This is a genomic window from Anaerococcus cruorum, assembly GCF_046365495.1.
GTDB classification, from domain to species: domain Bacteria; phylum Bacillota; class Clostridia; order Tissierellales; family Peptoniphilaceae; genus Anaerococcus; species Anaerococcus cruorum.
The window spans coordinates 375,698-401,936 of the sequence record NZ_JBGMEH010000006.1 but is presented as its reverse complement, the minus strand read 5'-3'; the positions used below and the strand labels follow the sequence as shown (position 1 = coordinate 401,936).

Sequence of the window (26,239 nt, the reverse complement as noted above, 5' to 3'; positions counted from 1 at the left end):
GCTTGGCTAAAAATTTAGTGATAGTAGAATCTCCAACAAAAGCAAGATCAATCGGTAAGATGCTAGGGAGCAATTACAAGGTAATGGCAACCATTGGTCACTTGCGCGATTTACCAAAATCAAAATTTGGTGTAGATATAGAAAATAACTTTGAACCTGAATATATAAAAGTTAGGGGCAGGGCAAAAACTATAAATGAATTAAAAAAAGAAGCAGATAAGGCAGATAAAGTTTATCTGGCGACTGACCCGGATAGGGAAGGTGAGGCCATTAGCTGGCATTTAGAATATCTTTTAGGACTTGATCCAAAAGATAAAAACCGAGTAGAATTTCACGAAATTACCAAAGATAATGTAAAAAATGCCATCAAAAACCCAAGGCAAATTGACCAAAACCTAGTAGATGCCCAGCAGGCAAGAAGGGTTATGGATAGGATAGTAGGTTATGAAATAAGCCCTATTTTATGGAAAAGAGTAAAATCTGGCCTATCAGCAGGACGCGTACAATCCGTTGCTCTAATGCTCATTGTAGAAAAACAAAAAGAAATAGATGCCTTTGTACCAGAAGAATACTGGACTATAACTGCTGACCATAAGCATGATAATACAAAATTTATATCAGAGTTTTATGGTAAACCTAGCAAAAAGATGAAAATCTCTAATGAAGCTGGAGCAAACAAGGTTTTAGATGCCATAGACAAAGATAATTTTAAGGTAGTAGAGGTAAAAAAGACCAAAAAATCTCGTAAACCACCAAAACCTTATACAACTTCAACCCTCCAACAAGATGCTTCAAATAAATTGGGTTATTCAACCAAATATACCATGCAACTTGCCCAGCAACTTTTTGAGGGTATCGATGTAGGCGATGGGTCAGTTGGTTTGATTTCTTATATGAGAACAGATGCTACAAGAATTTCCCAAGAGATTGTAAATGAGTCATTAACCTATATAAATGAAAAATATGGTGCGAAATACGCATCTAAGGGAAATAACCACGGCGGAAAGAAAAAAGGCAGCCAAGATGCCCACGAAGCCATCCGTCCAACATCAATTTATAGAGATCCCATTTCTTTAAAACCATACTTATCAGACCAGCAATATAAGCTTTATAAATTAATCTGGACCAGAGTAGTTCAATCACAAATGACAGATTATGAATACCTATCAACAACTATTAATTTTGATAACAGTGGTTTAATATTTAGGTCAAATGGTAAAATTACTATCTTTGAAGGATTTAATAAAATAAGTGGAGCATTGGAAAATGAAAATATCCTCCCAGAACTAAATGAGGGAGATGTAATATCTGCTACAAAAATCAAAAAAGACCAACACTTTACAAATCCTCCAGCAAGATATACAGAAGCAAGCCTAGTAAAAGTTTTAGAAGAATTTGGTATAGGCCGTCCTTCAACATATTCTGCAACCATAAATCAAATTGTAAATAGAAATTACGTGGAATATGAAGGTAGGTCTATCTATCCAACAGAGCTTGGAATAACAGTAAATAATTTTTTACAAGAAAACTTTGATGATATCATAAATGTAGAATTTACAGCAGAAATGGAAGATCAATTAGATAAAATCGCAGAACATGAAATATATTGGAAAGATGTTTTGGGTAACTTCTATAAAGACTTTGAAAAAGATATGACAAATGTCAAAAAAGATTCTACGGATTATAAAGTAAAGGATAAGGTTTTGGATGAAAAATGTCCAAAATGCGGACATGCCCTTGCTATTAAACACGGTAGAAATGGTAAATTTATAGGTTGTACAAATTTTCCAGACTGTGACTTTACAAAATCAATTGTAAAAACAACTGGAGTGACTTGTCCAAAATGTAAAACTGGAGAGATAATAGAAAAAGTTAGCAAAAAAGGCAAGAGATTTTATGCTTGCGATAATTATCCAGACTGCGACTATGCAGTATGGGATCCACCAACAGGAGAAAAATGCCCAGAGTGCGGCGACCTCTTAGTTCATAAGAAAAATAGAAAAGTCGACGAGATAAGATGTGCTAACTGTGACTATATAAAAGAAAAAAAGAGATGAGTTTGACTCATCTCTTATTTTTTTGGATCAAATTTTAATATTACTAGGTGTCTAAATACAACTGCTAGGATAAAAACTATAAAGCCTATTAGTAAGTAAATAGGATTGCTAGCTGAAGTGTGGTTTCCTATAAGGGATGAAAATATTGCATATAGGATAATCCCAATAGGACCAGGAGCAAACCCAATTATGAAGGCTATAGCCGAGGCAATTATTGCAAAATTGAAACCCATTAGTACTTCTGTAAATATAGCAGTAAAGCTTGGCCTACCATTTGCAAAAAATTCTAATATGCGACTACCATAATTTGGCATAGCATCTACTTGTCCTACAAATACATAAGATAGCCCATAGATTATAAGACTAGTAAGTACTAGTAAAATTATATCTTTTAATATTAAGCTATACGATATTTCTTTTCTAGTAATGCCTAGTTTATTAGCTAGGGGATATGTCTTATCTAATGATGCTACCACTGATACAAAGGCAAATACTGCTGTTACTAGTATAATTAAGATTGCTGCAGAAAATAAATAACCCGATGTAAAGCTTGCCGAATCTTTTTTTGTGGCAAGGGCTAGAGCAACCCCACCCAATAATGCTATTAAAACAGCTTTTAAATAAGATTTTATATCATCCTTACTATTAGTTTTTAATAATTTGTTGATTTGATTCATAAGATCTCCTGTCTTTTAAAATATTTTTTTAGTTTCCAATTCAAATCTTAATATCTGTCGACTTTTTTTATTATAATTGCTCTAATAATTTGCACTAGCACAAATATTATAATAATTATAATAGGATAGTTAGGTATATTCTGAATAAAATTACCTAATAATACAACCAAATATCCCGCTGCTCCCTGCAATCCATAAATTAGAGTGTCTTTGAAATTTACTATATAAAATATTATGGAAATACTATTTATTAGTGATACTAAAAATGTAAAATATAGGAGCAATTCACCTAGGCTAGTAAAATTAAACTTTTCATATACTGCTCTAGTAATAAAAAATACTCCACTCTGATCCATAGGTCTTGGCATTAAATAATATAATATTACATAGGAAGTAAGACCAAAAATTATAATCCCTATTATATCCTTTAAAAATGTTGCTAGTATTATATCGTTTCTAGTATTTGCAAATTGCAGACCTAATTTATTTGTTTTTACAAGTGATTCTGTTGCTGATGCCAGTAGCAAAGATAGGCAACTTATAAATAATAGTCCTCCTATGGTAGCTCTAATATTTTCTAAGGTAGTATTTGAACCCTTAGCCATTAGGCCAAAAATAGTTCCTAGGACAATTGAGATTCCAGCAAATATTAAGAAATATCTAATATAGGCTTTTGTTTCTGTTTTTAGTAATTTTTTTACACCATACATACTAATTCACCTCATTTATTGCTATAAATAAGTCTCGTAAATCTAGTCTATCAATTCTAGCTTTTTGTTTAATATTATTTATTTCCTCTTCATTAAATTTATCGTATACATTAACAATGACTTGATTTGCAAAAGTTTTTTTACTTAGGATATTTTTATTAGCGAGGATATCTATATCTTTTGGGTCAAGGGTTATAGAATACGATTTTTCTTCGATATCATATATAGGCTCATTTACTATAACATCTTTATTTTTTAAGATTATTACATCAGTAATCATTTTTTCTATATCAGTTACATTGTGAGAGGATATAATTATAGTAGATTCATCTACTTCTTGAAATTCCATAAGTTTTTTATAGAAAATATCTTTATTTATCTCATCTAGACCTGTGGTTGGTTCATCGAAAAATAGAAAATCAGCACCACTGGCAAGGCCTATAGCATTTCTAAAAAGACTTTGCTTACCAAATGAAAGCTTTCTATACCTAGTTTTCATATCAATATCAAATATATTAATTAAATCCTCAAATCTTTCTTTATTAAAGTTTTCTAAAAGGATATAGACTAAATCCATAATCTTATTTAGGCGTTCGGCTTTTAAACCTTCAGCTATAAGATTTTCTCCAACTAGTAATACTCTTTTCTTATAGTCTTTATTTTCTCTAATTGGCTTATGGTTATAAGTTATTTGCCCATCATAGTTTACTAGTTGATCAGCTAGAATTTTAAGAAGAGTAGTTTTTCCAACTCCATTTCTAGCAAATAATCCATAGATTCTATTTTCTTCTATCTTTAGGTTTGCATTTTTAAATATGACTTTATTATCAAATGATTTATTTAAATTTCTAACCTCAATCATCCATATCCTCCTTTTTATAAATATTTTGAATTTCATTTATCAATTCATCTTTACTTATTCCAAGTAACTTAATATTTTTAATTAAATCTGGAAGTATGTTATCTAGATACTCTTGCCTTCTTTTTTCTTTAATAATATCTTTTGCTTTATCAGTTACAAACATGCCCATTCCTCTTTTTTTATAAAGTATTCCTTCATCTACCAAAATATTTAGTCCCTTCCTAGCTGTTGCAGGATTAATCCCATATACATTTGAGAATTCTGTTGTAGAAGGTGACTGGTCATTAGCTTGTAATACTCCATCTAAAATTTGATTTTCTACCATTTCTGCTACTTGCTCAAAAATAAGCTTATTGGAATCCATTCATATAGCCTCCTTATCGGTTAGTTACTTAAGTAACTAACTATCTTAATTTAATTATAGCAGGTAAATTTATAATGTCAATAAAATTTGGCAAAAAAAAGAACCACATGAGTGGTCCTTAATTTAAAATATTATTCTACAATTGTTACACGGTCATTGTGAGCATGAGTGTGTTCATTATGGTAGCCTTCTAGTTCACTTGTACAGTGTGGGCATCTTGTTGCTTCTACTGGGATAGAAGTTTTACAGTATGGGCAATCTTTGCTTTCTGCTTCAGCATTTTCTTCTTTATTGTTTCTATTAAATGCTTTTACTATAGAAAACATAACTAAAGATATGATTAAAAATGTTATAATAGCGTTAATTAAATTACCAAATCTTAGTTGAGCGCCTGCTATATTTACATTTAATTCTGAAAAATCAACTCCAGCTGTAAGTCCTGTAATAATTGGCATTAATAAATCTTCTACAACTGAATTTACTATTGCTGTAAAAGCAGTACCCATGATAATACCTACTGCCATATCAAGGACATTACCTTTTGCAATAAATTCTTTAAATTCTTTAAACATAATAAATCCTTTCTTAAATATTTTTTATATGCATTATATATTATACCAGAATAGTAAGATTACAAACACTATTTTATTTGACTAACAGCTAATATTTTTATAAGATAAAGTAACAGAGGTTATTATGAAAAATTTATTGGTTGATGACGAGTTTTATGATAAAATTAGAAATTATGCAGTCTTTATTCCTATAATAGAAGTCAATGGAAGAGATCACATTTTATTTGAAGTAAGATCTCAAAATATTCCTCAACCGGGAGAGGTAAGTTTTCCTGGTGGTCGTGTAGAAATGGGTGAAACTTTTGAAGAAGCTGCTGTAAGGGAAACTATGGAAGAGCTATTACTTGATTACGAAGATATAGAGTATCAAGGCTATTCTTCTATGATTTTAAATGCTTCTTATATGCATATAAAAGCTTTTTATGGCAGAATACATAAAAATATAGAAGAAATAAAGTATAATGAAGAAGTTGAAAGAGTTTTTGCAGTAGATATAGATTATTTAAAAAATAATAGACCAAAACTTTATCGCACTCCATATAAATTGGATTTTCCTGAAGATTTCCCTTTTGAAAAAATTAATAAGGGCAGAGATTATGATTTTTGGACAACCTTTAATGATGTATATTTTTATGATACAGATCCAGTAATATGGGGGATTACTGCAAATTTTTTAAGAAATTATATAGAAAGCTTAGATTAATATGAGAAATGATATTAATAACAAACTCATTGCTTATGCCAAAACTAATGATGCTATAGAGTCTATTTTTTGTATAAAAAATGAAAATTATGACTCCTTTTATAAATTTTATACCATTGTAAATGATATTATAATTGGCAAACTCGAAGAAGAATTAGTGGGCTTATTTGATGATGTATTCCTTGTAAATAGAATAAAAGAAGAATTTACTATTGATAAGGCTAATGTGCCTTTTACTAGCATAAATATTTATAAAACAGATAATACAAAAATTACTGAAAGTATCATAGCAAGTGATTATGCTGATGTTTTTCTAAAAACTTTGCCAAAAGATATAGAATTTATCTACACAAAAATAGGCACAGATAGACTAGATGCAAATCAAAACTTTAGATATGATGTACCAAAAGAATACGAATTTTTATCTACTATAAGAAACTTTTTTGCAAGCGCTGTGGAAGTTTCTTTGTATATTAACGAAATGGATGAAATAGCTTCCAGTCTAAAAATGGGGGAAGTAAGAAATTATCTTCTAACTATGATAGATTTCTATATAAAAAATAAGTATGGTTACACCATGGATAAGGGTTATGATGGCCAAAAGTTAAAGAGTACTTTAGATATGAATACTAAAGAAGATTTTCTTTTAACTTACCACCATGAAGATCTTATGGATATTTATAATTCTCTATTTAAGGCTTGTGTCTTATTTAGAAAGATTGCTATGAATCTATGTAATGAATTAGGTTATTCTTATCCAAGGGAAATAGATGTTGAAAGTCTTAAAGTTTTAAGAAGTAATTACAAAAAACTTGAGTCATTCCTAAGTTAGGGGAGTATATGAAAAATAAAAAAGTATTGTCCTTGCTTTTATCACTTATCTTAATTTTAGCTCCATTACCATCTTTAGCTGCTGACCAAACACAAGTAGTTGGCCTAGATGATAATGTCACAAGCTATCTAATAGGCAATGAAAAAACAGGGGATATTTATTACGAAAAAAATGCTGACCAGTCCTTGCCAATGGCTTCACTCAGTAAACTGATGACTTATCTTTTAACCAAAGAAGCCATAGATGATGGAGAAATAAGCCTTGATCAAGAGGTAGTAGTGGACGAAGAAGCTGCAAAATTTAATAGCTGGGAATATTCTGCTCTTGGTTTGGAAGAAGGAGAAGTATTTACAGTAGAAGAATTATTAGAAGGACTAATAGCAGTTTCTGGAAATGACTGTGCCTACCAACTTGCAGTAACTGTTGCTGATTCCGAAGCGGAATTTGCAAGAAAAATGACTATGAAAGCATCAGAATTAGGTCTAGATAGTCAAATTTACTATAATGCAAGTGGAGTAGAAACAGAAAGTGGACAAGAGAACTCATCCTCAGCTCGTGATTTATTTAAACTAACTCAACATATTATAGAAAAATATCCAGAAATTTTAGAATATGGTGACGTTAGAGAAATTGTAGATCATAGACGCAATATAGATGTAGAGTCCACAGTACCACTTATAGGAGATATTCCAGGGGTAGATGGACTAAAAACTGGAACGACAGATAAAGCTGGAGCGTGTCTAATAAGTACAGCTGATATGAAAAAAATCGATGAAAAAGATGATTTTAGAACTATCGGTGTAGTAATGGGAGCTGATCAAAAAGATACTAGAGATAGTGTAATGAGCGACTTAATTTATTATGTAAGTAGATATTACAATCTTGAAAATGTGCTAGATAAAAATGTGGCGGTAAAGTCTATAAAAAATAATACCACTACCCAAGGATATATAGATTTATATCCAAGTGAAGATGTAAATGTTATAGTAAAAGATGGAACTCATGCTGCCATAAAGTATAATATTAAGGATAATATAAAAGCACCAATTAAGGCTGGAGATGAGTTAGGTGAAGCTTATATAAGCTATGAAAACGAGGAATATGCCATACCTCTTCAAGCCAAAAGTGATTTAAAAAAAGCATCAAGATTTTCTAGAATTATGAGAACTAGTGAAGAAGCAGCTAACTTTTTGCTAAAGGTGTTGATTGCTAGGTAGGAAGCCCGTGCGGCTTAGGGAGCACCATCGCCCAATAGGCGATGAGAAACCGCAGAGCGAAGTTCGAGGACCTTACACATTTTTATTTTTAATTAACAACATATCGGGCTTTCAGCCCGACTGCTCAAGTGCCGCGAGGCTTAGTCCTCGGTCGCCGTGCTCCCTGCGGTAGTTTCGCGCTTATGGCACGAGGCCTCTTAGGAAGCCGGATAAAATTCTCGGGCTGCGCCCTGTGACCATTCCATGGAGGGTCATCTCCTGGCCGGACAGGCCTACCTTTTGTTTCAGTAGCTCAGCTGGATAGAGCACCGCCCTCCTAAGGCGGGTGTCAGAGGTTCGAATCCTCTCTGGAACACCATTTATAATTAATTAAGAAATATCTTTTTAAAAAGATATTTTTTTTGTATTTATTTTTAAAGGATTTTTATGACTGAGATTAATAAAAAAGAGTTTAGTGATGCTGATTATTTTTTTATGAATGAGGCACTTTATGAGGCGCGTCTTGCTCGATTTATAGAGGAAGTGCCGGTTGGTTGTGTTATTGTCTATGATGGGAAAATTATAGGGCGTGGACACAATTTTACCTACAAAGGCAAATCTGCCCTCTTACATGCGGAAATGAATGCTATAAAACAGGCTAATGAGTATTTCGATGATTTTAGACTTGAAAATTGTACTATGTATGTAACTATGGAGCCTTGCTCTATGTGTGCAGGTGCCATTATAAATTCCCGTATTGATAGATTAATAATTGGTATTCCTGATTATAAAAGAGGAGCATCTGGATCTAATACAAATATCACAGGAGATAGGTCCCAGCTTCATTTTGTTGATGCAGAATTTGGACTTATGGCAGACGAATGTTTATTTGAGCTTCAAAGCTTTTTTAAGCTGCTAAGAGCGAGAAATAAAGAAAATAAATTAAAAGAAAAATCTCAAAGTAATTTACAAGCTAGACTCCAACAGTAGTTGGAGTTTTTTTATCCCGATAATTAAAAATTTTATAGTATAATCAAAATAGAAGAAAAATTAAGGAGAGTTCTATGAAAATATCTTTAGTAAATCCATTAGAAGTTGATGATAAAATAATTAATAACCATAAAGAAAAATTGGAAGAAATGGGCCATGAGTTTATTTCTTATGATGATAATGCCAAAGATGATGATGAGCTTATAGAAAGATTAAAGGATACTGATATAGCTATTATCACTAATAAACCACTATCAGCAAGAGTTATTGATGCTTCAAAAAATCTAGAACTAATTGATGTTGCCTTTACAGGTGTTGACCATGTAGATTTAGATGCAGTAAAAGAAAATGGTATTACCCTAGTAAATGCAAGTGGTTACTCAGATGATTCTGTAGCAGAACTTGTAATTGGTCTAACTATTGCTGTTATGAGAAAATTCAATGCCAATAATGCAAATATTTTTGATGGGCAAAGTTATAATCTAATGGGAGAAACCATACAGGGTAAAAAATTTGGAGTAATTGGTACTGGTAATATTGGTATAAAATTAATAAAAATATTAAAAGCCTTTGATTGTGAAATATTAGCTTATTCTCGTACTCAAAAAGATGAAGTTAAAGATCTTGGAGTAAGCTATGTTGATTTAGATACACTTTTAAAAGAGTCTGATGTTATTTCCCTCCACATTCCAAATAATAAGGAAACCAAACATTTCTTAGGCAAAGAAGAACTTGATAAGATTAAAGAAAATGCTATTCTTATAAATTGTGCTAGAGGACCAGTTGTAGATAATGACTACCTAGCAGAACTTTTAAATGATGATAAACTACGCGCTGGTATAGATGTTTTTGATATGGAACCACCTCTTCCAGAAGATTATCCACTAAGAAATGCAAAAAATACTGTTCTTACTAATCACGTAGGATTTTATACAAAAGAGGCTATGGCAAATCGCGCTGAAATAGTATTTAACAATATTTATGAATACCTTAATGGCAACGTTATAAATGAGATAAAACTATGAGTCATTTAAAAATAATTGCCGTTGCGGGAGGGTCTGCTTCAGGTAAGTCTTCTATAGTAAAACACATTGATGAGTACTTTAAAGATGATTTAATAGTTATAGGTCATGATAATTATTACAAGGCTCATGATGATATAAGTTTTGATGAGAGAGCAAAGCTAAATTACGATTATCCGGGCGCCTTTGATAATGATTTATTTTATGAAGACTTAAAAAAATTACAAAAAGGCAATTCTATAGAAATGCCAACCTATGATTATACAGTTCACACCCGTAGCAAGGGAACTATAACAATAAATCCGACAAAGATTATCCTTATAGAAGGTATCCTAGTTTTAGAAGATAAGCGTATAAGAGAAATCACTGATACTAAAGTTTTTATAGATGCAGATAGTGATGTGAGACTTCAAAGAAGAATCTTAAGAGACACAAAAGAACGTGGCAGGTCTCTTGATTCTGTTTTAGAGCAATTTATCAAACAAGTAAAGCCAATGCATGAAAAATATGTAGAACCTACCAAAAAATATGCAGATATCATTATCCCACGTGGGGCAAAAAATACCAAAGGAATAGAAATATTAGTAAGACATATTACTGACATGATAGAGGATAATTAACAATAATGGAAATAAATATTATTGAAACTGACCATAAGCAAATAGAAAATTATATAGCCGGTCATGCCAGCAATGGTCATGAATTATTTGGTCCAATTCCCCATGAAGATGGATATATTTTTAGGGTCTATGCTCCAAATGCTGATCAGATGTTTATAAAGGGTGACTTTACCAATTGGGAAAATCATGAAATGAGCAAAAATTCCGAATACGGATACTTTTATATATTTTTAAAGGCGAAAATAGGAGATTTTTATAAGCTAGTTGTTGTGGAAGATGGAAACTGGGTAGAACATACTGATCCATTTGCAAGGGCTATGGACTATGAGGGGGACTTTGCATCTTTAATTGTAGATGAAAACTATAATTTCACTGATGATAATTTTATAAAAAATCGCAGCAAAAATTTTGATAAAGCTATGAATATCTACGAGATACATATAGGTAGCTGGCTTAGATATGGCAGAGATGTTAATTTTTTAGATATAGTGGATAAATTAATTGCCCATATAAAAGAAATGAACTATACCCATGTAGAAATTATGCCAGTTACAGAATATCCATTTTATCCATCTTGGGGTTATCAATCTACAGGATTTTTTGCTACATCATCTCGTTATGGAAGACCAGAAGATTTTAAAAAATTTGTTGACCTAATGCACCAAAATGATATAGGTGTTATTCTAGATGTGGTTGCAGTACATTTTGCCAATGATTATTACGGTTTAAAAACTTTTGATGGAACTCATTTGTATGAATCAGCCTATGAAGACCTTACTTATTCTGAGTGGGGATCTATAAATTTTGATTATTCCAAAGGCCATGTCAGAAGTTTTATGAAATCAAGTTTTTCATATTGGATAGAAAATTTTCACTTAGATGGCATCAGGGTAGATGCAGTTTCTTATATGATTTATTATAATGGCAATGAAAATCGTGGAGTCCATAAGGATAATATAAATTTTATTAGTGATTTAAATAAAACTTTGGCTACAAATTATCCTGATGTTATGCTCATTGCAGAGGACTCTTCATCATATCCTTTAGTAACTAATAAAAATTCTAATGAGGGTTTAGGTTTTGATTATAAGTGGGATATGGGCTGGATGAATGATACTATAAAATATTTTGAGGTTGATTCTTACAATAGGTCTATGTACCATAACAAAGTAACTTTTTCCATGTATTATTTTTATAACGAAAGATATTTATTACCCCTAAGCCATGATGAGGTTGTTCATCTAAAAAAACCTATGATTAATAAGATGAATGGGTCTTATGAAGATAAGTTTAAACAATTAAAGCTTTTAAATACCTATCAAATGACTCATCCTGGCAAAAAACTTAACTTTATGGGTAATGAAATAGCTACTTTTGATGAGTGGAATGAAAATGAATCTATAAATTGGGATATAAAAAATTATCCTGTCCATGATGATTTTAACCGCTACATCAAAGACTTAAATTATATTTACAAAAATAATCCGGCATTTTTTGCTGGAGATTATGATGAAGAAGGTTTTAAGTGGATAGCGGTAGATGATGCTAAAACATCGGTATTTGCCTACGAAAGAATCGCAGATAATTCCAGATTTTTAGTGGTTTTAAATATGGCAAATGTTTATCACAAGGCTTATGAATTTGCTTTTGATGAAGATTTAATATTTATTGAAAAATTAAATACCTTTGCTAGTGCCTATGGGGGTGCTAGGGAAGAAAATAGAGAGATGGAGATTAGAAAGGGAGAGGTTTTAAAGCTGGAGCTTTGGGAATATGAAGCAGCAGTTTTTGAAATAAGAGAAAAAAATGAAAAAACCAATTAATTTATCTTGGTTGGTAGAAAAGTGGACTCTTTTAGATGAGGATTCTTATTTAAAAGCTATTTGGATAAATACTGAAAGCTTAGACTTTGTCCGCATTAACCAAGGTCAAACAGAAGAAGATATAATAAGAGATTATTTAGATATAGAAAACGATATAGAAAATTATGTACTGATGCCTAGCCGTGATGAATTTGATAGAGCAAATATTCGCGAAGCTTTTATAGAAACTTTAGATAGGTTTCAAAAAGATCAATTCATCGACGAATTTGATGGTTATTCACCAAGTGAAGAATTTTTAGATACGGTATATGCCCTTGGACTTGAAAATAACTATTACGATTTTAGATCAAAAGCTGCTGGTAATATTTTGTTATATTGGGCAGATGATGCAGGTATACACATAAAAAAAGATATGGAGACAATTAATATAAATAAAATATGAATTATAAAAAAATACTAATGTCGCTAGCCTTAGTTTTAGCTTTAACTTCTTGCCAAGTTCAAGATGATATTAAGCAACAACAAGGAGCTGAAGTAAAAGAAACTACTGAAACAAATACAGATTTAAAAAAATATAATACCGTTATTTACCAATATTTTGATACGGTTACAGATTTTTTGGTCTATGCTAAAGATGAAGAAGAATTTGAAAAATACAAAGAAATTCTAGAAAAAGATCTAAAAAAATACCACCAGTTATTTAATACATACAATAACTTTGAAGGGGTAAATAACGTAAAAACTATAAATGAAAATGCAGGAAAAGAGCCAGTAAAAGTAGACCCAGCTATAATCGAACTAATGGAATATAGTAAGTATATTTATGATATAACCGATGGTAAAATAAACATGGCTTTGGGAAATCTTTTAGGCTTATGGCATGAATACAGAGAAGCTGGTCTAGATAATCCAAAAAATGCCAAAATTCCAAGTGCAGAAGAGCTAGAAAAAGCTGCTAGCAATAAAGATATAAATAAAATAGAAATTGATAAAGAAAATAATACGGTATTTATTGCAGATCCTAATTTACAAATAGATATTGGAGCTTTAGGAAAGGGTTATGCTATCAAAAAAATAGCAGAAGATTTAAAAGATGCAGGCCTATCCCATGGAATTTTATCAGTAGGTGGAGATGATGTAATAATTGGTGAAAATCCAGCTAAAAAAAATGGTTTATGGAGAATAGCCATTCAAAACCCTAATATGGATGAGGAAAATCCTTATTCCAGTATCATAGACTTAAAAAATACAACTGTTGTAACAAGTGGGGATTACCAAAGATTTTACAAGGTTGATGGAAAGGTCTACCACCATATCATAGATCCAGATACTAATTATCCATCAAAGTATTTTAAATCAGTATCAGTAGTTCATCCTGATATAGCCCTAGCAGATGCTTTAAGCACTTATTTATTTATAGTAGACCTTGATACTGGTAAAAAAGTAGCCGAAGAATTTGATGCAGAAGTCTTATGGATAGACCATGATGATAATGTTTATAAAACAGAAGGCTACGAAAATTTAGAAGTAAAATCGGAAGATTAATTATTCCGATTTTTTTATTTTAAAATTTATCTGTTATAATTAGAATAGTAAATGGAGGGATTATGAAAAAGATAGCCTTTGATAATGATAAATATATAAAATTACAATCTGAAAAAATCTTAGAACGCATTAGCCACTTTGATAAACTTTATCTGGAATTTGGGGGCAAACTTTTTGATGATGGTCACGCCTCTAGGGTATTGCCACGATTTTTACCTGATAGTAAATTAAGAATGCTAGATAGTATCAAAGATAAGGCGGAGATAATTATAACTATAAATGCAAATGATATAGAAAATAACAAAATTAGGGGAGATAATGATATTTCCTATGATATAGAAAGTATCAGGCTAAAACAAGCCTTTGAACAAAAAGGATTTTTAGTAAATAGCATAGTAATCACCCAATTTTCCTACCAAGATAAGGCTGTCAGATTTGAAAAATATTTAGATAATCTTTCCATAAATCATTATAGAACATACAATATCAATGGATACCCAAATGATATTGACCATATATTATCAAAAGATGGATTTGGTCAAAATGATTATGTAAAAACCACAAGACCACTTGTAGTGGTTACAGGACCAGGACCAGGATCAGGAAAAATGGCAACTTGTCTTTCACAAATGTACTTAGACCATGAACAAGGACAAAGATCATCTTATTCAAAATTTGAAACTTTTCCTATATGGAATCTAGGTTTGATGCATCCTGTAAACATGGCTTATGAGGCAGCAACTGCAAATCTAAATGATATAAATATGATAGACCCTTATCACTTAGAAGCCTATGGCACTTCTGCAGTAAATTATAACCGTGATGTAGAAGCTTTCCCAGTTCTTAAAAAGATGTTAGAAAAAATAATGGGAGATGCCCCTTATAAGTCACCTACAGATATGGGGGTAAATATGGTTGGCTTTTGTATAGTAGATGAAGAAGCTGCCATAGAAGCCAGCAAAGAAGAAATTATTAGACGTTATTACAATTCTTTGGTTGATTTTCGTTTTGCTAAAGAATCCTATACCAGTGTAGAAAAAATCCAAACTTTGATGAGTAACTTGGATATAAAACCAGAAGATAGGAAAGTAGCTATAGCTGCAAAGAAAAAACAAGATTTAACAGGCAAGGAGTCTTTTGCCATAGAACTTGAGGATGGAAGATTGATTACAGGTAAAAAGTCCAACCTATTTTCTGCGCCTGCTGCAGCTATTTTAAATACCCTTAAAAAATTAGGAAAAATAGATGATGAAATACTTTTACTTAGCCCTCACATTATAGAACCAGTATCTAAGTTAAAAACAGATTCACTAGGAGAAAACGAACCTTCTCTTTCTATAAATGAAATGCTAATAGCCCTAGCTATTTCAGCTACTACAAATCCATTGACCCACATGGCCATGGAGGAGATTAAGAATTTAAAAAACTTAGATGCTCACAGCACAGTTATTTTAAATGATAGTGAGAAAAGAGATCTTAGAAAATTAGGATTAAACTTTACCCAAGATGCAGTTTTTGGTGAGGATAGTCAATATTAAAATAAAAAAGACTTTTAGTATTTTCTAAAAGTCCTTTTTTATATCTGTATTAGTTAAGCTTGTATCATCATATTCGATATAGTTAAAGTATTTTTCTAATTCATTTAAGTCTTCATTTTGATATATTTCTACCATTTCTTCACTCATAGAGTTTACCAAATCTATTACAAATTTTCTTAGGCTTGATTGACCAAACATATGATTTGAAAAGTTTTCTTTAGCAACTCTTACAGATTTTGTATTTAAGATTTTTTTAGCAAAACCAGCACCAGTCAAATCTTTTTCATGGGTAATATAGATTGAGAAATAATCTAGTAAGTCTCTTAAAGTATCCACTCTTTTGATAAAACTTTTATAAATAAATCCTGAAAGACGTCCCTTAGTTTGGACTAGGTCTTTAAAAAACTTTTCTTTACTTCCATCTTTTTTAAGCTCTATTGATCCTGCAAATTTATTGAAAGCCTCATTTATTTCTTCCCTGCAATAGTCTATTAAAATATTTGTAATATTATAGCTAGGATTATTTAGATTATCAATCATTTTTGATACAAATTCAGGACGCTCATCTTCTCCAAGTGGCTTATATTGGTAGATATAATTTGCAAAATCGTAGAAAGTATGGCCGTCATCATCTATTGGCATTTTCCAAGCCTTATTAATTATCTTATCCCAGTATCCTACAATTTGATAGGGAATCAAAATTTTATTATCAAATTGCTTAAGAATAATATCAATAGCTTCTTCAAGATTACTAGCTTTTATAGTCAAAAGATTTTTTGCTGCTTTAATTTGAAACTCAAATTCTCCATTTATTCTGGCTACATCAATTTTTCCTACATATCTCTTTTTAAATGGGAAGTACTTATAAATCATTGGAAATACTATGTCATTCATGTATCCATGATTTGGTATATCCTGATCTAAAAAGTCGCTAGCTTTTTCTACTAAAAGAGCCTTAGAATTTATATGAGCATATTTTGGATTATTTGCCTGAATTCTTATATAATTGTGCAATACATCTTTTAATGAAAGCTGTTTTTCAATTGTATAATTTATAGCATCATCTACAACTTCAATTTCATCAGCTAGATTTCTATAGGTGAATTCTTTTATAAGTTCTGTTTTTATATAAACTTCATATCCACTATTCTCTTCTAGCTTATTAATAATCTTTATATGCCTAATTGGTAAGGGATATGTTACAGTGGATCCTGTTTGCACATCATAGATTTCATTGCCCATTTCAGAAACGTATTTAGCTGTTCCATTTTCGTGTAGGTGACCGGTAAATACAAATTTCACTTCATTATCAGCCAAAACTTCTATTGGAGTTTTATTATTTATTCTAGGATCATCATCTATAAATTTTGTTCTCCATTCTTTTATAAAAAAAGGGGAGAAGACTAATTCTTGATTTCTAAAATTTGGCATAAGAGCATGGTGGGCCATCACAAAAATGAGATCTTTTCGCTTTTTTGCTTCTTCTATTTTTTCTACAGACCATCTTATTTGCTCTAAAGTTATAGAGCCTGGTACATTTTCTCTATTATCTCTGTGTGATTGTTCAGTATCTGCTGAATAGATTGATGTATCTAAGCTTATTATTGTTAGACCGCTATCGCTAGTTTCACTTGGTATCCTGGATACATAAGAAAAATATCCATGAGCATAATATTGGTATTTTTCTTCTCTGTCATATTTTTCATTTACCTCTTTTAAATAATTTTTAAAAATATTTGAGTCTTTGTACATCTCTAGTACATAGGGGTTTTCATAAATAAAAGAATATAAATCATAAAATTCTTTTGGATTTATATTCTTTGTTTTCTGATGATTTTTAAAATCATAGGACTTATGATTATTTAAGTCATGGTTGCCCGGTATCATAAAGATCTGACGACCTTCTTTGCTATTTTTCCAGTCGCATAAATAATCTTTAACTATTTCATGCGATTTGTATTCACCATCTTTTACTAAGTCACCAGGTAAAAATAGAAATTGACTATTTACTTTGTCAACCATCTTTAAAGCTTGATCTAAAAGAGCTTCGCTTTCTACTAAAAGCTTTCTATCTATTTTTATTTCTTTTGTAAAATCTTCTGTATCTGCTATCAAATCATAAGCAAGCACATGAGGATCACTTATGATTGATATATCAAAATTATTTATTTTTTGTAAATTCATATATTCCTCATAACGTTCATCATAAATAATATACCAGCAAATGCAAAATCTTAAACATAGACTAAACAAATACAAATTTTTTTATAATATTATTCTAATGACAAAATATTACAAAAAAATATTGACACAGAAATTTATATATGGTATATTTGTCTTACATGAATAACAGTGAGAAGAAGAGTACATATTTATATTTATCTACAGAGAGATTTGTTGGCTGAGAATAATCGTTAAATTATTTATGGAAGTGCATCTTTGAGTTTTATACCGAAATTATAGTAGGCTATAACGCTAGTGCCCGTTAAGCACACCAAGGTTTTAAGATTTTCTTAAAACAAATTAAGGTGGAACCACGATTACCTCGTCCTTTATCTGGGCGAGGATTTTTTTATGTTCATGTAATATTATATAGAAAGGATAAGTAATAATTATTGTAAAAACTAAAATACTTTAACTGGCCCGTGTAAAAATGCTTGATCATCTTTATCTAGCAGAATTCTAGCTAAATACAATGACATAATCAAGCAAATAACTAGTAAAAGTAACTACTTATTAAAAATTATCACAATATTTAGCCATTATATGTATATTGTGGTTAAACTAAGTTGGCTTTATGATAAAATTTAATCTTATTAATAAGATTAAATTCTTGTTAAAATCAATATATTTTATAGGAGAACAAAATGAAAAATAACAAACTTTTAGCTTTATTACTAGTTGGAGGTATAGCTCTAACAGGTTGTGTAAACAACAATAACAATGCAGATGAAAATACAGCTCCTGATACAGAACAAACTGAACAAACAGAAACAACTGAAAAAGATACTGCTGATAACACAGATACAAGCAAAACAGAAGATACAGTAGTAAAAGCTGCTTCTATAGAAGAAGAACCAAGATACGGAACACCAATAAAAATAGGTTTTGATGGTGATTTATGTATGGCAGGCCAAAACCTTGCAGATATTAATGGTTACTACAAAGAAAAAGGTATAGAAGTAGAATTTGTAAACACACAAAATGGTAAAGATGCCCTATCAACTGGACAAATCGATGTTCTTACAGGAGAATTTGGTTCAATGATAGTGCCAGCAACACAAGGTCTAAACTATGTATTCTCTACAGCTTCTCACTCCGGATGTAAGTCACTATATGTACTTGATGAAAACGAAGAGTTCCAAGAAACATCAGATTTAGTAGGTAAATCTGTTGCAGTAACAAATGGTATTGGTGCAAGTGGCCATAACACACTACTTAGATTCTTATTACATGATGATGTTAATCCAGACGATGTTAGTGTAAAACCAGTTGATAAATCAGCTGTAATCCAATCTCTACAAAAAGGAGAAATCCAAGGTGCAGTTCTTGATGACCAATTTGCTCAAGAATTCCTAGAAAGTGGAATTATTAGACCAATCAGATCACTTACAACTGATGAAGATTTTGGTAAAGAAGTATGCTGTGTAGCTGCATTTAACAGAGACTTTGCTGAACAAAACCCAATGCTTGCAGAACTATTAGGTGAAGCTATAGATATGGGTAATGACTATGCAGCTGAAAATCCTGAAGAATCAATCAAGTTACTTCAAGAAAACAACATGGCTGAAGGTGATCCAGAAGTTGCAACTGACCTACTTGCTGCATATGACTATTCACTAACAAATGAAGATGGTGAAGAAACACTTAGAAGATACTTTGATGATTACAAAGAACTTGGATTAATTGATGCTTCTAAATCAACAGATGATTTAATAAAAGAATTCTGGAGACCATTTGGAAATGGAGAAGTTGAAGTAATTAAAAAGAACTAAGGAGAAATAAATGGAAGAAAGTAAAAAATCTAATGGCTTTAGTAAGAACAATCAAAATAAGAAACTTACTAAAGAAGAATTAATAAAACTTGAATCTAAGCCTAGGAATAAGGGCCGTGAAAGATTTAGACTGATTCTTCCAATCCTAGCTGGTTTAATAGCTATATTTGAATATGTATATCTACCAGACCATAATCCTAGTGCCCAAAAGACAAATTTATACAATGGTTTTTTGTGGATTCTACTAGGAATATATGGCATAGCCTTAGTTGTTTCTACAAAGAAAGAAAGTTTAAGGGAGAGACTTGTTTATAGGTCTCCCTTTTATACTTTTGTCTTTATCCTACTAATATTGTATGATGTTCTAACTTTAAAGACTGGCAAACTTGCTTTACCATATTTCCCATGGATAGATATGATATTTAATTCTATGAAAGAAGATCAGAGTTTCTTGATAGAATCAGTCTTAAGTTCATTAAAGCTATTATTTACTGGTTACTTTATAGGAGCAGGACTTGGAATTATTACAGGAATACTTGCAGGATATTTTGACAAAGTAAACTATTGGGTTGATCCATTTTTAAAATTACTTGGACCAATTCCTACAACTACATGGTTACCGGTAGTAATGGTACTAGCAATAAACCTATTCCAAGGAGCAATATTTATAATTTCACTTGGTGTATGGTTTTCAACTACTCTTGCAACTATAACAGGTATTCACAACGTAGATCCTGCCTATTATGAAGCTGCACAAACATTAGGAGCTACAAATTCAGAGCTAGTAAGAAAAGTTGCTATAAAATCTGCCTCTCCAAACATATTCCAAGGTTTGGTAGCTGGTATGTCTGCAGCTTGTAATGCTCTTATAGTTGCTGAAATGCTTGGTGTAGAAAGTGGATTAGGTTGGTATATAACTTGGAAGAGTTCATGGGCTAATTATTCAGCAATGTATGGAGCTATCATTTTATTAGCTATTACCTTTATATTAGTTAATAGTGTAATAAAAAGAATCAGTACAAATGCTTTAAAATGGAGAACTGGGGGTGTTAGTAGATGAGTAAACTAGAATTTAATAATGTATCTAAATCCTTTATTAGAAGTGATAGTGACACTATAACTAATGCTCTTTCAGATATAAACTTTGAAGTCCACGATGGAGAATTTATTAGTATAGTAGGACCATCTGGTTGCGGTAAGTCTACTATACTTAGACTTATAGCAGGCCTAATATTTCCCACTACTGGAAATATTAGCTTAGATGGAAAAGAAATCACAGGCCCATCTAGCTCTAGAGGTATGGTGTTTCAAAAATCTACTCTATTTCCTTGGCTAACTGTAAAGGAGAATGTAGGATTTTCTGGAACTCTTAAAAATGAAGAGAAAATTGATGAGGCTACTGTAGATAAGATGCTTAAAAAGGTAGGGCTACTTGATTTTAAAAATTCCTATCCATCAAACTTATCTGGTGGTATGGCTCAAAGAGTTTCTCTTATTAGAACTCTTATCAACAAGCCAGAAGTCTTGCTATTAGATGAGCCACTTGGTGCTCTTGATGCCTTTACAAGGATGAATATGCAAGATGAGATATTAAAGCTTTGGAATGAAGAAAAAAACTTAAGTATTATGGTAACTCACGATGTTGATGAAGCTGTATATATGTCAACAAAAGTTATAGTTATGGAACCTAGACCTGGTAGAATAAAAAAGGTAGTTCCTATAGATTTAGAATATCCTAGAAATAGAACAAGCAAAGAATTTACAGACTATAGAAATGACTTACTAAATACTTTGGATATATAAAAAAGACGAGGATTTTATTTCCTCGTTTTTTATATCGCTATTTTTATTTTTTAAACTTATTTTTCACTTAATTCTACATCGATTACTTCAAAAATCATGTTATGCCATTTTAAAATTATACTATCATGATTTACAACAATTATTTAATATTAACTATTTATATTAAAATTGATACTTAGTAAGTTAAGAGTAAAATATATAAAGTCAATTTGGGCAAAGATTGTTCAACTTTAGCCTTTATGATAATATTAAGTGAAAGGAAATTTATGAACATTAGTGAAAATATAAATAAGAAAGTAAATATATTATTTATTATTTGCTTGATTAGTATATTAACTTTAGCAGCTAGCGATAGCTTTTTAATGCTTGCTACCATCCCTATTTTATTTGCTGCTATTGGGCTTGATTATGGGCCAAAGGATTTTTTTATAATATTGCTTGGTTCATTTTTGATAGGGTTGATATTTGAAAGTATAAAATCAGTTACTTTATTTTATCTACCGATATTAATCTTATCTTTAATCCAGATTGGACTTATAAAGTCAAAATTTAGCGATAAAAAGCAAATTTTAATAAACTTTGTTATTACAAGTTTTATTTTTGTTGCTATTTATAAATATCAGATGTTAGAAGAAGGCCTTACTATAAATGACATGGCAAATGAACTTAAAGAAGTTCTAGCGCCTAGCATTGATTATGACATTCCAGATGAAGTTTATAAAACATCTTTTGCTATGTATCCTTCTATATTATCAGCTTTGGCTATGCTTTATAGTCTATTTTCTTTAAAATTAATTAGAAATTATTTGGCATATAAAAATAAAGCTGCTGATATAAAAAATCTTAGTAAATTTAGGATTAATAAGAAAGAATTTGTTATACTTCTTATAATTGCAGGAGGGGTATACTTTATACTAAGTACAGTGCTTAGCATAGAGCCTACATATATAAGTACAAATTTAATTAGTATAGTTATTTTGCTAGTAATTTTAAATGGTATTTTAACCTATGATTACTTAAATATGGCAAGATCTGGTGGAATCCTATCTAGAGGTATGCAGTGGTTTTTTATCATAATCTTCTTTTACTTTTTTATGATAATTTTCTTTATTATAGGATTAGCTGATATTTTTGTTGACTTTAGAAGTAAACCAAGGAGGATAGATGCAAAGTAATTCAAATAAGGATAATGAACACATTTTATATACAATGATCCTACCGGTTATAACATCTGTAATAGTTTTTTATTATAATCAAATACTTGGAGCTATTGCTATACTTGGCTGTGGAGTTTTGTTTTTTTACTTACAAAGAGTAAGAGATGACAATCAAAGTGCTATCCAAAGATATGTGGATGATGTACACTCAAGTTTTGATAGTATAACAAAAAATCTGGTTTTTGAAATGCCTTTTCCTATTGCAGTTTTAACTGATGGGGCAAATATTAAGTGGCACAATGGTTATTTTAGAAATCTCTTTCCAGGAGAGGATTTAGTTGGAGTTGATATAGCAAAACTAATACCAAACTTTGATGATATTGATTTTACTGATAAAGACTTTATCCAACCTGTTACCATAGAAGTAGATGATAAGTCTATGCAGTTTTATTTTTCTACAGTATATAATGAAGATTTAAAGACAAACGAAAACTTTGTCTATGCTATAGATAACACCTATGATGAGTCTATAAAACAGTTATTTAAAGATAAAAGGCTAGTATTTTTTACAATATTTTTAGATAACTATGAGGATTTAAGAAGTTCTACAGAGTCTGTTAATCGTCCCCAAGTGCTGGGAGCTGTTGATAGGGTGATAAATGAGTATTTTACAAACCATAATGGTGTTGTAAGAAAATATGAAAATGACAGATTTATGGTGGTTATGGAATACCAAGATTATAGGGATATCCATGAAGATAAGTTTTCTATTCTAGATGATGTAAGAGAAATAGAAGTTGGAAATACTATAAATCCTACTCTATCAATAGGAGCTGGTATATCTGGAGCAAATCCTTATGAAATATATGGTGATTCAAGGGTAGCTATTGATATTGCCCTATCCCGTGGAGGGGACCAAGCAGTTGTAAAGATAGATGATAACTACGAATACTTTGGTGGAAAATCAAAGGCAACTGAAAAAACGAGCAAGGTAAAATCTAGGGTAATATCCGGCGCCCTACGTAGAATGATAAATGCATCAAGCGATGTATATATTATGGGTCATAATAACCCAGATATGGATTCTTTTGGATCATCTCTAGGAGTTTATGAAGGCGTCAGATTTTTAGAAAAAGATGCCTATATAGTTTTAAACGAAGTACCTAGACAAATCGAAAATATGTATAATAGTACAACTGGGAGCTTAGAAGAACTAAAAGATAATATTTTATCAGAAGACCAAGCCCTAGCTCGCATAAAATCATCATCTCTGGTAGTTGTAGTAGATAATCACAGGAAAAATTCAACCGAAGCACCAAGCTTAATTGAAAAAACTGATCAAATATTTATTATCGACCACCATAGACGTGGTAATGACTATATCAAAAAAGCAACAATTGCCTACATCGAGCCTTATGCATCAAGTGCATCTGAGCTAGTAACAGAGATTTTAAATTATCTTGATGAAGATTTTAAGGCAAGAACATCTATAGCAGAAAGTCTGCTTGCAGGAATAACTGTAGATACCAAAAATTTTGTTTATCAAACAGGAGTTCGTACCTTTGAGGCAGCCAGTATCTTAAAACGCTGGGGAGCTGATTCTGTCTACATTAAACGTATGTTTAAAGATGACTTTGAAATTGTAAAATATAAGTCGGAAGTTATAGCAGATTCGAGTATAGTAAATGATATGATTGCCATAGCTCATTTTAATAGAGATATTGATGGATCAAGCTTAATTGCAAGTCAGGCTGCTGATGATTTGCTAACTATAAAGGGTGTAAAAGCATCATTTGTACTAACAAAGGCTAACAATAAAATCCACATTTCTGGTAGAAGCTTAGGCGATATATCGGTACAATTAATACTAGAACGTATCGGTGGGGGCGGTCACTTAACAGCTGCTGCTACCCAATTAGACATGAGCATGGAAAATGCTGAAAATATGCTAAAAAAAGCAATAAATGAATATTTAAGAGAGGAAGAAGAAAATGAAAGTAATACTAAAAGATAACATTGTAAGAGTTGGTGTAAAAGGAGACCTAGTAGACGTAAAACCAGGATACTTCAGAAACTACCTTAACCCACAAGGACTAGCTGTAGAAGCTACAAAGAAAAATATGGCTGAGCTTGAAGAAATGCAAGCACAACTAAAAGCTGAAGAAGCAGAAAACAGAAAAGAATCTGAAGAATTAAAAGAAAAAATCGAGGCACTTACAATTACTCAAAAAGTAAATGTTGGTGAAGATGGAAAACTATTTGGTTCTGTAACAAACAAAGACCTTGCAGAAGCATTAGCTGAACAAGGAATCGAAATCGATAGAAAAAGAATCGAAGATGTTGAACAAATCGAAGGTACTGGTGAATTTAACCTAAACGTTAGACTTTATCCAGAAGTAAACGCAAACTTAAAAGTGGAAGTTGTAGCTGAGGTAGAATAGTGACAGAGGCAAATAGGCCTCTTCCATACGACTTCTTAGCAGAAAAAGCTATTATCGGAAGTATTTTAAAAAGAAATGAAACTTTCGATAAGGTAAATCAAATAATAAAACCTGTAGACTTTTATGATTCTAGGACACAGAGGATATATAAATCAATCATCACTATGGTAGAAAAAGATATCAAGATTGATGAAGTAAGTTTATTATCCCAACTTAGAAACGAAAATATATTACAAGAAGTTGGAGGGGAGGAGTTTATCACTGAGATTACCCTCTCCTCATTTTATACTCCAAATATCGATACATATGCAAAAACTGTAAAAGAAAAATCATTGCTTAGAAGTCTAATAGGGGCAAGTGAAGATATTATGGATGTAAGCTACAGGCAAAATGATGATGTCTCTAGTATCCTATCAATGGCAGAAAGTAAAATCTTTGATATTTCCCAAAGCAAACTTAACGAAGGTTTGGTAAAAATAGGAGATACCCTAGATGAAACTGTTCAGGTGATAAATGAATTATCCTTAAATGATGGTGATATAACAGGAGTTACCACTGGACTTGAAACTATTGATCTAAAACTTTCTGGTTTACAACCATCTCAATTAATTTTACTTGCAGCCCGTCCTGCGATGGGAAAGACTGCCCTAGGACTAACTATGGCTTGGAATGCAGCAAGAGAAGGCAAATCTGTAGCCTTTTTTTCTCTTGAAATGTCTGTTTTACAATTAAATTATAGATTATTATCCATGGTAAGTATGATAGACTTAGAGCAGGTTATGAATGGTAGGATAAAGGATGATGAGTGGGAATTATTATTTAGAGCTACAAAAGAAATAGCTGATAAAGACCTTTATGTAGACGAAACCCCAGGCATTACCCTATCAGAAATGAGATCTAAACTTAAAAGGCTAAAGGCAGAAGTAGGAGTAGACTTAGTAGTAATAGATTATTTACAGCTAATGCAAGCAGATAGCCGCCAAGAAAACAGGCAAAATGAGATTGCTTCTATATCAAGAGGATTAAAAACTTTATCCAAAGAACTAAATTGCCCTATTTTATCTCTTGCCCAATTATCCCGTGAGGCTGATAAAAGAGCAGATCACAAACCGATATTATCAGATTTAAGAGAATCAGGTGCAATCGAGCAAGATGCTGATGTGGTTATGCTTTTATATAGGGAAGATTATTATGATGAGGAAGACAATCCAAATATAGCCAAGGTTATAGTAGCAAAACACAGAAACGGGGCTACAGGAACACTAGATTTATTTTTTAATAAACCTTGTACTACCTTTAGAGACCTAAGTTATAAGGAAGAAAATATATAAG

At 31.3% G+C, this 26,239-nt stretch carries 24 protein-coding genes, 1 tRNA gene and 1 other annotated feature; of the genes, 19 read left to right on the top strand and 6 right to left on the bottom strand.

Annotation, left to right across the window (positions count from 1 at the left end; translation table 11 throughout):
• The first annotated feature begins 2 nt into the window (after positions 1–2).
• The gene (gene topA, locus ACCQ40_RS06695) at positions 3–2,057 is read left to right on the top strand and encodes a type I DNA topoisomerase (RefSeq protein WP_410033133.1); all 2,055 of its coding nucleotides are present in this window, start codon (positions 3–5) and stop codon (positions 2,055–2,057) included.
• Between the two features lie 14 nt (positions 2,058–2,071).
• Here the strand turns inward: topA and ACCQ40_RS06690 are convergent, their stop codons facing one another.
• From ACCQ40_RS06690 to mscL, 5 genes are all read right to left on the bottom strand, one after another.
• Entirely contained in the window at positions 2,072–2,734 is a 663-nt protein-coding gene (locus ACCQ40_RS06690; protein WP_410033132.1) for a hypothetical protein, read from the bottom strand.
• Between the two features lie 47 nt (positions 2,735–2,781).
• Complete coding sequence (locus ACCQ40_RS06685) at positions 2,782–3,444, bottom strand: hypothetical protein (RefSeq protein WP_410033131.1); 663 nt, start codon at positions 3,442–3,444, stop codon at positions 2,782–2,784.
• A 1-nt stretch (position 3,445) separates the two neighbouring features.
• Positions 3,446–4,306: an ATP-binding cassette domain-containing protein gene (locus ACCQ40_RS06680; protein WP_394011290.1), complete on the bottom strand. Its 861-nt coding sequence runs from the start codon at positions 4,304–4,306 to the stop codon at positions 3,446–3,448.
• Entirely contained in the window at positions 4,299–4,670 is a 372-nt protein-coding gene (locus ACCQ40_RS06675; RefSeq protein ID WP_410033130.1) for a GntR family transcriptional regulator, read from the bottom strand. The genes ACCQ40_RS06680 and ACCQ40_RS06675 overlap by 8 nt, the downstream gene beginning before the upstream one ends.
• 131 nt (positions 4,671–4,801) lie before the next feature.
• Positions 4,802–5,242: a large conductance mechanosensitive channel protein MscL gene (gene mscL, locus ACCQ40_RS06670; protein ID WP_394011292.1), complete on the bottom strand. Its 441-nt coding sequence runs from the start codon at positions 5,240–5,242 to the stop codon at positions 4,802–4,804.
• Between the two features lie 124 nt (positions 5,243–5,366).
• Here mscL and ACCQ40_RS06665 point away from each other — a divergent pair, with 124 nt between their 5' ends.
• The 11 genes from ACCQ40_RS06665 (at position 5,367) to ACCQ40_RS06615 (ending at position 15,511) form a co-directional block, all read left to right on the top strand.
• Positions 5,367–5,945, top strand: a complete 579-nt coding sequence (locus tag ACCQ40_RS06665) for an NUDIX hydrolase (RefSeq protein ID WP_394011293.1) — start codon at positions 5,367–5,369, stop codon at positions 5,943–5,945.
• A gap of 1 nt (position 5,946) precedes the next feature.
• Positions 5,947–6,777, top strand: a complete 831-nt coding sequence (locus ACCQ40_RS06660; RefSeq protein ID WP_410033129.1) for an aminoglycoside 6-adenylyltransferase — start codon at positions 5,947–5,949, stop codon at positions 6,775–6,777.
• A gap of 8 nt (positions 6,778–6,785) precedes the next feature.
• Complete coding sequence (locus ACCQ40_RS06655; protein WP_394011295.1) at positions 6,786–7,994, top strand: D-alanyl-D-alanine carboxypeptidase family protein; 1,209 nt, start codon at positions 6,786–6,788, stop codon at positions 7,992–7,994.
• A 281-nt stretch (positions 7,995–8,275) separates the two neighbouring features.
• Positions 8,276–8,352: transfer RNA gene (locus ACCQ40_RS06650), tRNA-Arg, on the top strand.
• A 68-nt stretch (positions 8,353–8,420) separates the two neighbouring features.
• A complete protein-coding gene (locus ACCQ40_RS06645; RefSeq protein WP_410033128.1) occupies positions 8,421–8,963 on the top strand; it encodes a nucleoside deaminase in 543 nt (180 codons plus the stop codon).
• Between the two features lie 74 nt (positions 8,964–9,037).
• Positions 9,038–9,988 carry an NAD(P)-dependent oxidoreductase gene (locus ACCQ40_RS06640; protein ID WP_410033127.1) on the top strand — a complete coding sequence of 317 codons (951 nt, stop codon included), beginning with the start codon at positions 9,038–9,040 and terminating at the stop codon, positions 9,986–9,988.
• Entirely contained in the window at positions 9,985–10,605 is a 621-nt protein-coding gene (gene udk, locus ACCQ40_RS06635) for a uridine kinase (RefSeq protein ID WP_410033126.1), read from the top strand. The genes ACCQ40_RS06640 and udk overlap by 4 nt, the downstream gene beginning before the upstream one ends.
• A gap of 5 nt (positions 10,606–10,610) precedes the next feature.
• Positions 10,611–12,428, top strand: coding sequence for a 1,4-alpha-glucan branching protein GlgB (gene glgB / locus ACCQ40_RS06630; RefSeq protein ID WP_410033125.1), 1,818 nt, complete (start codon positions 10,611–10,613; stop codon positions 12,426–12,428).
• Positions 12,412–12,870: an acyl carrier protein gene (locus ACCQ40_RS06625; RefSeq protein ID WP_410024400.1), complete on the top strand. Its 459-nt coding sequence runs from the start codon at positions 12,412–12,414 to the stop codon at positions 12,868–12,870. Before glgB ends, ACCQ40_RS06625 begins: the two co-directional genes overlap by 17 nt.
• On the top strand, positions 12,867–13,973 hold the full coding sequence (locus tag ACCQ40_RS06620; RefSeq protein WP_410033124.1) for an FAD:protein FMN transferase: 1,107 nt from the start codon (positions 12,867–12,869) through the stop codon (positions 13,971–13,973). Before ACCQ40_RS06625 ends, ACCQ40_RS06620 begins: the two co-directional genes overlap by 4 nt.
• A 62-nt stretch (positions 13,974–14,035) precedes the next feature.
• A complete protein-coding gene (locus ACCQ40_RS06615) occupies positions 14,036–15,511 on the top strand; it encodes a DUF1846 domain-containing protein (RefSeq protein ID WP_410033123.1) in 1,476 nt (491 codons plus the stop codon).
• A gap of 24 nt (positions 15,512–15,535) precedes the next feature.
• Here ACCQ40_RS06615 and ACCQ40_RS06610 read toward each other — a convergent pair whose 3' ends face one another.
• Positions 15,536–17,695: a metallophosphoesterase family protein gene (locus ACCQ40_RS06610; RefSeq protein WP_410033122.1), complete on the bottom strand. Its 2,160-nt coding sequence runs from the start codon at positions 17,693–17,695 to the stop codon at positions 15,536–15,538.
• Between the two features lie 159 nt (positions 17,696–17,854).
• Positions 17,855–18,067, top strand: a binding site (T-box leader).
• Positions 18,068–18,378: 311 nt separating this feature from the next.
• Here ACCQ40_RS06610 and ACCQ40_RS06605 point away from each other — a divergent pair.
• From ACCQ40_RS06605 to dnaB, 7 genes are all read left to right on the top strand, one after another.
• A complete protein-coding gene (locus ACCQ40_RS06605) occupies positions 18,379–19,506 on the top strand; it encodes an ABC transporter substrate-binding protein (RefSeq protein WP_410033121.1) in 1,128 nt (375 codons plus the stop codon).
• A gap of 10 nt (positions 19,507–19,516) precedes the next feature.
• Positions 19,517–20,566: an ABC transporter permease gene (locus ACCQ40_RS06600; RefSeq protein WP_410033120.1), complete on the top strand. Its 1,050-nt coding sequence runs from the start codon at positions 19,517–19,519 to the stop codon at positions 20,564–20,566.
• A complete protein-coding gene (locus ACCQ40_RS06595; protein WP_410024394.1) occupies positions 20,563–21,309 on the top strand; it encodes an ABC transporter ATP-binding protein in 747 nt (248 codons plus the stop codon). The genes ACCQ40_RS06600 and ACCQ40_RS06595 overlap by 4 nt, the downstream gene beginning before the upstream one ends.
• A 266-nt stretch (positions 21,310–21,575) precedes the next feature.
• A complete protein-coding gene (locus tag ACCQ40_RS06590; protein ID WP_410033119.1) occupies positions 21,576–22,484 on the top strand; it encodes a hypothetical protein in 909 nt (302 codons plus the stop codon).
• The gene (locus tag ACCQ40_RS06585; RefSeq protein WP_410033118.1) at positions 22,474–24,480 is read left to right on the top strand and encodes a DHH family phosphoesterase; all 2,007 of its coding nucleotides are present in this window, start codon (positions 22,474–22,476) and stop codon (positions 24,478–24,480) included. The genes ACCQ40_RS06590 and ACCQ40_RS06585 overlap by 11 nt, the downstream gene beginning before the upstream one ends.
• Positions 24,458–24,907 carry a 50S ribosomal protein L9 gene (gene rplI, locus ACCQ40_RS06580; RefSeq protein ID WP_410033117.1) on the top strand — a complete coding sequence of 150 codons (450 nt, stop codon included), beginning with the start codon at positions 24,458–24,460 and terminating at the stop codon, positions 24,905–24,907. The genes ACCQ40_RS06585 and rplI overlap by 23 nt, the downstream gene beginning before the upstream one ends.
• A complete protein-coding gene (dnaB, locus tag ACCQ40_RS06575; protein WP_410033116.1) occupies positions 24,907–26,238 on the top strand; it encodes a replicative DNA helicase in 1,332 nt (443 codons plus the stop codon). The genes rplI and dnaB overlap by 1 nt, the downstream gene beginning before the upstream one ends.
• Position 26,239: the final 1 nt, after the last annotated feature.